This is a genomic window from Photobacterium sp. DNB22_13_2 (assembly GCF_052873915.1).
This window is the reverse complement of sequence record NZ_JBNNXU010000093.1, coordinates 1-297: the sequence shown is the minus strand read 5'-3', so window position 1 is coordinate 297 and position 297 is coordinate 1. Positions and strand designations below refer to the sequence as shown.

Genomic DNA, 297 nt, shown 5'->3' with positions numbered 1-297 from the left:
TGGCGCGTCCGGGAGGATTCGAACCTCCGACCGCCTGGTTCGTAGCCAGGTACTCTATCCAGCTGAGCTACGGACGCGCAGGCATTCTTTATCAAGTAGTACTTGAACAAGAAAAGAATGGCGGTGAAGGAGGGATTCGAACCCTCGATACGGGTATAAGCCGTATACTCCCTTAGCAGGGGAGCGCCTTCAGCCTCTCGGCCACCTCACCACACAAATTATGGCGCGCTCGGGAGGATTCGAACCTCCGACCGCCTGGTTCGTAGCCAGGTACTCTATCCAGCTGAGCTACGAGCG

2 tRNA genes are annotated in these 297 nt (G+C 56.9%); both read right to left on the bottom strand.

What is annotated here, in order from left to right:
* Window positions 1–77, bottom strand: a tRNA-Arg gene (locus ACVA58_RS27935).
* Between the two features lie 41 nt (window positions 78–118).
* A tRNA-Ser gene (locus ACVA58_RS27930) sits at window positions 119–211 on the bottom strand.
* Window positions 212–297: the final 86 nt, after the last annotated feature.